At 73.2% G+C, this 5,967-nt stretch carries 6 protein-coding genes; all 6 read right to left on the reverse strand.

Annotated features, from left to right (window positions below):
- A partial coding sequence (locus ABWK99_RS12565) for an AAA family ATPase (RefSeq protein WP_372595047.1) occupies positions 1-216 on the reverse strand: 216 nt, incomplete at its 3' end.
- Positions 129-866 (reverse strand): RDD family protein, encoded by a 738-nt coding sequence (locus ABWK99_RS12570; RefSeq protein WP_372595043.1) that lies wholly within the window; start codon positions 864-866, stop codon positions 129-131. The genes ABWK99_RS12570 and ABWK99_RS12565, both read right to left, overlap by 88 nt.
- 99 nt (positions 867-965) lie before the next feature.
- Entirely contained in the window at positions 966-3,248 is a 2,283-nt protein-coding gene (locus tag ABWK99_RS12575; protein ID WP_372595044.1) for a transglutaminase family protein, read from the reverse strand.
- Complete coding sequence (locus ABWK99_RS12580; RefSeq protein ID WP_372595045.1) at positions 3,245-4,435, reverse strand: DUF58 domain-containing protein; 1,191 nt, start codon at positions 4,433-4,435, stop codon at positions 3,245-3,247. Before ABWK99_RS12580 ends, ABWK99_RS12575 begins: the two co-directional genes overlap by 4 nt.
- 1 nt (position 4,436) lies before the next feature.
- The gene (locus tag ABWK99_RS12585; protein ID WP_372595048.1) at positions 4,437-5,396 is read right to left on the reverse strand and encodes an AAA family ATPase; all 960 of its coding nucleotides are present in this window, start codon (positions 5,394-5,396) and stop codon (positions 4,437-4,439) included.
- 82 nt (positions 5,397-5,478) lie between these two features.
- Positions 5,479-5,967: hypothetical protein (locus ABWK99_RS12590; protein ID WP_372595046.1), on the reverse strand; the 489-nt coding region annotated here is incomplete at its 5' end.

Below are 5,967 nucleotides of genomic sequence, written 5' to 3' on the forward strand. Positions count from 1 at the left end.
GATTCGCTCTGCCTTGAACTGCATATCGGCGTAAATAAATACATGCAGAGCCTCCGGACAGTCCTTCAGAATGTAGTCCGCGCAGCGCCCGACAATTACGCAGGGCCCCTCCTCCGGCAGCTTCTTAATTATGTTGTGAGAAATAACATAAAGCTTGTCGGAAATTCCGGATACTCCGTCGTACCCGCCCGAACCGGAACGCGAAAGGTTAAACAGAAAGCTGCTGGTAGAGGTGGCGTCCTCTCCCCTGGCTGCGCGGGCGACGGGGCCGGCTGCCCGGCCGGCTCGGCTGCTCTGCCGGGCAGTGCCGCGCGTGCCGGTCGCAGCAGCCGCCGCTCCTCCGGGGTCGTCAGCAGGCCGGCCGTCGTCGCGGCGACGGCGCCCGACCTCGCCGTGCGGGGGTCGAGACCGACGACGAGGTCGAGGACGACGGTCCCGGCGATGCGGTCGTGCCAGGCACGACGCCGCCGGCGGGGATCCCAGGCGCTCGAGGAGACGAGGAGGACGGGGCCGAGCACCGGGACGACGCAGGAGAGGAGGACGACGAGGCAGCGCAGCAACGCCCTGCGCAGACCGATCGGGCCGGCGGAGTCCTGGTCGACGACCCGTTGCGAGGTGAGCAGGCCGCCGACGGTCCGCCCGGTGGTCCCGAGCAGCGCCCACTGGGTGATCGCGAAGAGCAGGAGGACGACGGCGCCGACGAGGGTGACCGCGGTCGGGGGCCCCAGGGTGCCGTCGGGACGCCACTGGCCGGCGAGCCCGCCGACGAGCAGGCCGCCGCCCAGGACGAGGGCGGCGACCCCGTCGATGAGGAGCGTGACCAGTCGCCGCCGGACGGTCGCGGGAACCGATCCCGGGACTCCCATCCGGGATCACCTCCTTCGACGCTCGACACGCACCGGTCCCGGCACTCAGGGAGTCATCGGCACGAGGGCGCCGGGTCATGAGCCCCACCGCCGAGCTTCTCACTCGCTCCCGGGGCGCCTGTCGCTCGTCCGTCGCCGCCGCGCCACCCGCAGCAGGGACAGGATCCGGTCACGACGACGCACCGCCGTGCGCAGCGTGGCGACGGTCGTGTCGACGCTCGTCCAGTACGCGTCGACCTGCTCGGGGCTCGGCTCCAGCGGGCCGAAGACATAGGCGTCCGCCCGGGTGGCGAGACCGGCGAGCGGCCCACCGACCGCGACGGCGCTCCTGCTCCCGTCCCGTCCGTCCGGCGCGAACTGACCCGCCAGCGCCACGGCGATCTCGCGTCGGGTCGCCGAGCCGGGGATCGGACGCCGCAGCTCGACGGCTCGGTCGCACAGCTCCTGCCAGCCGCCGACGACCCGGTCGACGGGTGCAGCCGCCCGGCGCCGGGCACGACGCCGACGCCGCTTGATCGCCGCGACGACGAACGGGGGTCCGAGGACGAGGACGAGCGGGATCCCGACGGCTCCGGCGATCCGGGCCACCTGCGCCCATGACGTGCCGGGGAGGTCCTGGTCCTGGTTGTCGTCCGTGCGGGGCTGCTCGGTGTCGTCATCGGGGGCCACGACGGGAGGGGCGGGCGGCGGTGGGGGCTGACGCACCTGGGGCTGGGCGGCCGACTCCTCCTCGGGGGTCTCGTCGTTCGGGGTGCGGCTCGGGTCGGGCGTCGGGTCGAAGGCGACCCAGCCGTACCCGGCGAAGTTCACCTCGACCCAGGCCTGGATGTCCTGCCCGCTGAGGGTCACCTCCTCCAGGGTGTCCGCGTCGCTCGGTGCCACCTCGGGCACGAAGCCGAGCACGACCCGGGCCGGCAGGCCCATCTCGCGCGCCATGAGGGCCATCGCCGCGGCGTACTGCTCGCCGTCACCGACCATGAGCGAACCGGTGAGGAGTGTGGTGATGCGGTCGGCGCCGTGGCCGGACAGGGACGGGTAGTCGCCCTGGGACGTCAGGCCGTGGCTGAACCAGCCGCGCTGGCTGAGGCCCTCGGCGAGGCTGCGGGCGATGAGACCCGAGGAGGTCGCCGTGCCCGCCACCTGGGTCGCGTACTCGCCGACCGCGTCGGGCACGCCGGTGAGCTCCGGGAGCGCGACGGATCCCACGGCCGCCCCCTCGAGCTGGTCCTCCGTCGGCTGCACGGGCACGACGACCTCGTCGGTGTAGCTCGTGCCCGGGGGGATGCCGCCGACCAGCGCGGCCGCTCCGGTCGCGTCGTTGTAGCGCAGGAGGGATCGCATGCTCACGTCGTCGGAGGAGAACCGGATCTGCTCGCTGTAGCCGACCGTCGGCAGCCAGTCGACGGGGAGCTCGTGCACCGTGAACTCGACGGTCGAGGTGGTGCCTCGCAGGGTCGCGTCGACCTCGTCGCCCACCCGACGGAAGCGCCCCGAGCCGTCAGCGGCGTCGACCGGGGCGACGTTCCAGACGACGCCGTCGTAGGCGTCCAGCGTCGCCAGCCGGACCCGTGCGCCGGCGGGCAGTCCGCGGACCGTCAGGAGCTCCACGTCGCCCTGGTCCTTGACGAAGGCCCGGAACGCGGAGAGCGGGCTCTTCTGCGTGCTCGGGTCGTAGGGCGGGACGAGCTCGTCCCGCAGCACGAACCGCGGGTTCTGCTCGGCGACGAACGGGCCCGTGAGCGCTCCGCATCCCACGACGACCGCGACGAGGGCGAGGAACGAGATCACCCGGCGTGGTGCGAGCGTCCCCGCACGCAGGCTCGCCCAGGTGCCCAGGCCGAGGACCAGGACGACTCCGGCGGCCGCAGGACGGACCGACTCGCCCGACCCCAGCAGCACGCTGAGCAGCAGCACCACGAGCGGGACGAGCGCCGCGGCAGGCGCGGCGCGGCGCGTGCGTCGGGTCGCGAGGCGGAGGGCGGCGATCGAGCCGAGGAGGGCGAGGAGGTACGGGGCGACGAGCACTCCCCCTCCGCCGCCCAGGGGCGGATCGAGCGTCAGGACCTCCTTCCAGGAGGTGACGGCGCCGGCGAGCAGGGCGCGCAAGGAGGCCGCCGTCGGCAGCAGCCGCACGAAGCCGAGCTCCGGGACGGCGAGGGCCGTCCCGGCCAGGAGGTAGCCGGTCATGGCGACGGCCACCGTGACGGCCGTGCCCCAGACGAGGCGCCGGGCCACGAGCACCACCACGGCGCCCAGTGCGAGGCCGCCGAGCACGGGCGCCACGAGCGCCGAGGCACCGAAGACGGGCACGAGCGGCAGCATCGCGAGCACGAGCGCTCCGAGGAGCACCGCGACGTCGACCACGAGTCCCGGCCGTCTCATCCGGCGACCGCCCGCCGCAGCACCCGGGCGAGGGAGGAGAGCGAGCCGACGGTGGCGAGCGAGAGCGAGCCATGGGACCGCACCGCGCTCGGGGCGCCCTCGGCGCAGGTCAGGACGACGGTCCGCACGCCGGGGCGCAGGTGGCGCACCTGGCCGCGCAGGAGGCTGTCCGCCGCGGTCGACCCGGTCACCAGGATCGCGACAGACGACTCGGCAGCGCTCGAGGACACCCAGGCCGCGAGCTCGGCGGCGGTGTGCCCGTCCGGGGCCCGCTCGACCGCTGCGATCTCGTCCAGCAGACGCATGGAGTTCTCGCTGTGCAACCGGCGCGCACCCGCGAGGAAGGTCAGGTCGTGCTCGTCCCGCAGCGCCTGGACGCCGATCGAGGCGGCGACGGACACCGCGAGCTCGAACTCGTCGTCGTCCCGATGGTCGCCGGGGCCCGTGGCGAGCGCGACGGCGGTGTGCGTGCGGCGCGTGTCCTCGAACTGACGGACCATGAGCGTCCCGGTGCGGGCCGTCGTCTTCCAGTGGATGTGCCGCCGGTCGTCGCCGGGGACGTAGTCCCGTAGTGCGTGGAAGGAGATGTCCGCGTCCGAGACGACCGTCGTCGACTGGCCCTCGAGGTCGCGCAGCACGCCCACCGCCGTGGCCTCGAGCCGGGTGATCTCGGGGTGCACGTGCACCTCGAGCAGATCGGTCCACGCGACCCGACGGCGCAGCAGGCCCCACGGGTCGCCCCGCACCGAGAGCACCGGTCCGATCCGGATGACCCCTCGCCGCGAGGTCGGGACGGCGAAGAGCTCCTCGTGCTCGGCTCCGCCCGCGAGCGAGGGCAGGGGGAAGGCGGCGCGACCGTGACCGACGGGCAGCTCGAGCCGCGCGGGAAGGAGCCGTCGGGGGCCGACGTTGCGGACCAGGAGCCGGCCGGCGACCCGCTGACCGACGCGCACCCGACGGTCCGAGACCCCGAGGTCGATGGCGTAGGTGGACCGGCCGATCGTCAGCACGAGCGCCACGGCGAACGCCCCCAGGAGGCCGGCCCCGACGACGGCCGCCTCGACCCAGCCCAGCCGCCACCCGAGGGCGGTCATGACCGCACCCGCACCGGCGACCGCCCAGCCGAGCCCGGAGATCGGACGCAGCAGCGTGCGCAGGGCACGCCGGAGCCGGCGGGGGACCCTCATGTCACTGCCTCGACGCCGGCGGCTCGGTCTCGGCCAGGATCCGGGCGATCACCTCACGCGACCGCACACCCGAGAACTCCGCATCGGTGTCCAGGATGAGGCGGTGCGCGAGCACGGGCTCGGCGAGCAGCTTGATGTCGTCGGGCAGGACGTAGTTGCGGCCGTCCGACGCGGCCCACACCTTCGCGCAGCGCACGAGCGCGAGCGAACCGCGGACGCTCGCCCCGATGATCGTGCTGGCGTCCTCCCGGGTCGCCTCGGTGAGCCGGACGACGTAGTCGAGCACGGACTCCTCGACATGCGTCGACGCGGCGAGCGCTGCCATCTCGCCCACCGCTTGGGTGGTGATCCGCGGCAGGAGGTTCGCCGTGCGGTCACGCTCGGCCGAGCCGGCGAGGATCTGCACCGTCGAGGCACGGTCGGGGTACCCGAGCGAGGTCTTGATGAGGAAGCGGTCGAGCTGGGCCTCCGGGAGGCGGTACGTGCCCGCCTGCTCGATCGGGTTCTGGGTCGCGATGACCATGAAGGGCCGGCCGACGGGGTGCGCGACGTTGTCCACCGTGACGCGCGACTCCTCCATCACCTCGAGCAGGGCCGACTGCGTCTTCGGCGAGGCACGGTTGATCTCGTCCGCGAGCACGACCGAGGCGAACACGGGACCGCGGTGGAACTCGAACTGCCGTGTGGTCTGGTCGTAGATGGTCACGCCGGTGACGTCGGAGGGCAGCAGGTCAGGGGTGAACTGGATCCGGCTGTGGGTCCCCTGGACGGTGGCCGCGAGCGCCTTGGCCAAGGAGGTCTTCCCCGTCCCCGGCGCGTCCTCGAGGAGCAGATGGCCCTCGGCGAGCATGCAGGTCAGCGCGAGCCGGATGGACTCCTCCTTGCCGAGGAGCGCCTGACCGACGTTCTCGACGAGGGAGTCGAAGGTCTGCGCGAACCACGCGGTCTGCTCTGTGGTCATGGTCACGGCGCTGGTCTCCTCGGTACGGCGGGCGGGACGGGTGCTGGACGGTGCTCTCGCGGCGGCCGCTCTCCGGCGGCGCTCATCCGCCGGCTCCAGGACCGGAGCCGGCGCCCGGATCGGGATCCGGCAGGGGGATCGTGACGGTCTGCGAGGAGCCGACACCCGTTCCGACGGCCGTCCGTGCGGTGATCGTCACCTTGACGGTGTCTCCGGGGAGGGTGGGGACCACGAGGGCAGGGACGGCGACGGGCACCGTCCCGGTCACCGTGGTGACCTCGCCGAGCGCGTCGGTCGTGGTTCGGGTGAAGGCGTAGTCCAGGATCACGGACCCTCCGGTGCCGCCGGGGAGCCAGGAGAAGGTGATCACCCCGTTCGCGGCGACCACGGCGGGCTGGAGGGACGGTGCCTGCGGCACGGTGAGCGTCGTCCCGGACGCCGTCGACGCCGGCCCGACCTCGCCCTTGGAGTTCACGGCCACGACCGAGACGGAGTGCTGACCGCCGGTCAGCGAGGAGAAGACCGTCGAGGTGCCCGTGACGGTCACCGCGGGTCCACCGTCGACGCTGAC

The sequence above is a fragment of the Actinotalea sp. genome (genome assembly GCF_041597215.1).
Taxonomy (GTDB): Bacteria; Actinomycetota; Actinomycetes; order Actinomycetales; family Cellulomonadaceae; genus Actinotalea.

Bases quoted from the DNA above. Each gene is read 5' to 3' on its own strand.
- ABWK99_RS12570 (WP_372595043.1), bottom strand. From the start codon at position 866: ATGGGAGTCCCGGGATCGGTTCCCGCGACCGTCCGGCGGCGACTGGTC.
- ABWK99_RS12575 (WP_372595044.1), bottom strand. From the start codon at position 3,248: ATGAGACGGCCGGGACTCGTGGTCGACGTCGCGGTGCTCCTCGGAGCG.
- ABWK99_RS12580 (WP_372595045.1), bottom strand. From the start codon at position 4,435: ATGAGGGTCCCCCGCCGGCTCCGGCGTGCCCTGCGCACGCTGCTGCGT.
- ABWK99_RS12585 (WP_372595048.1), bottom strand. From the start codon at position 5,396: ATGACCACAGAGCAGACCGCGTGGTTCGCGCAGACCTTCGACTCCCTC.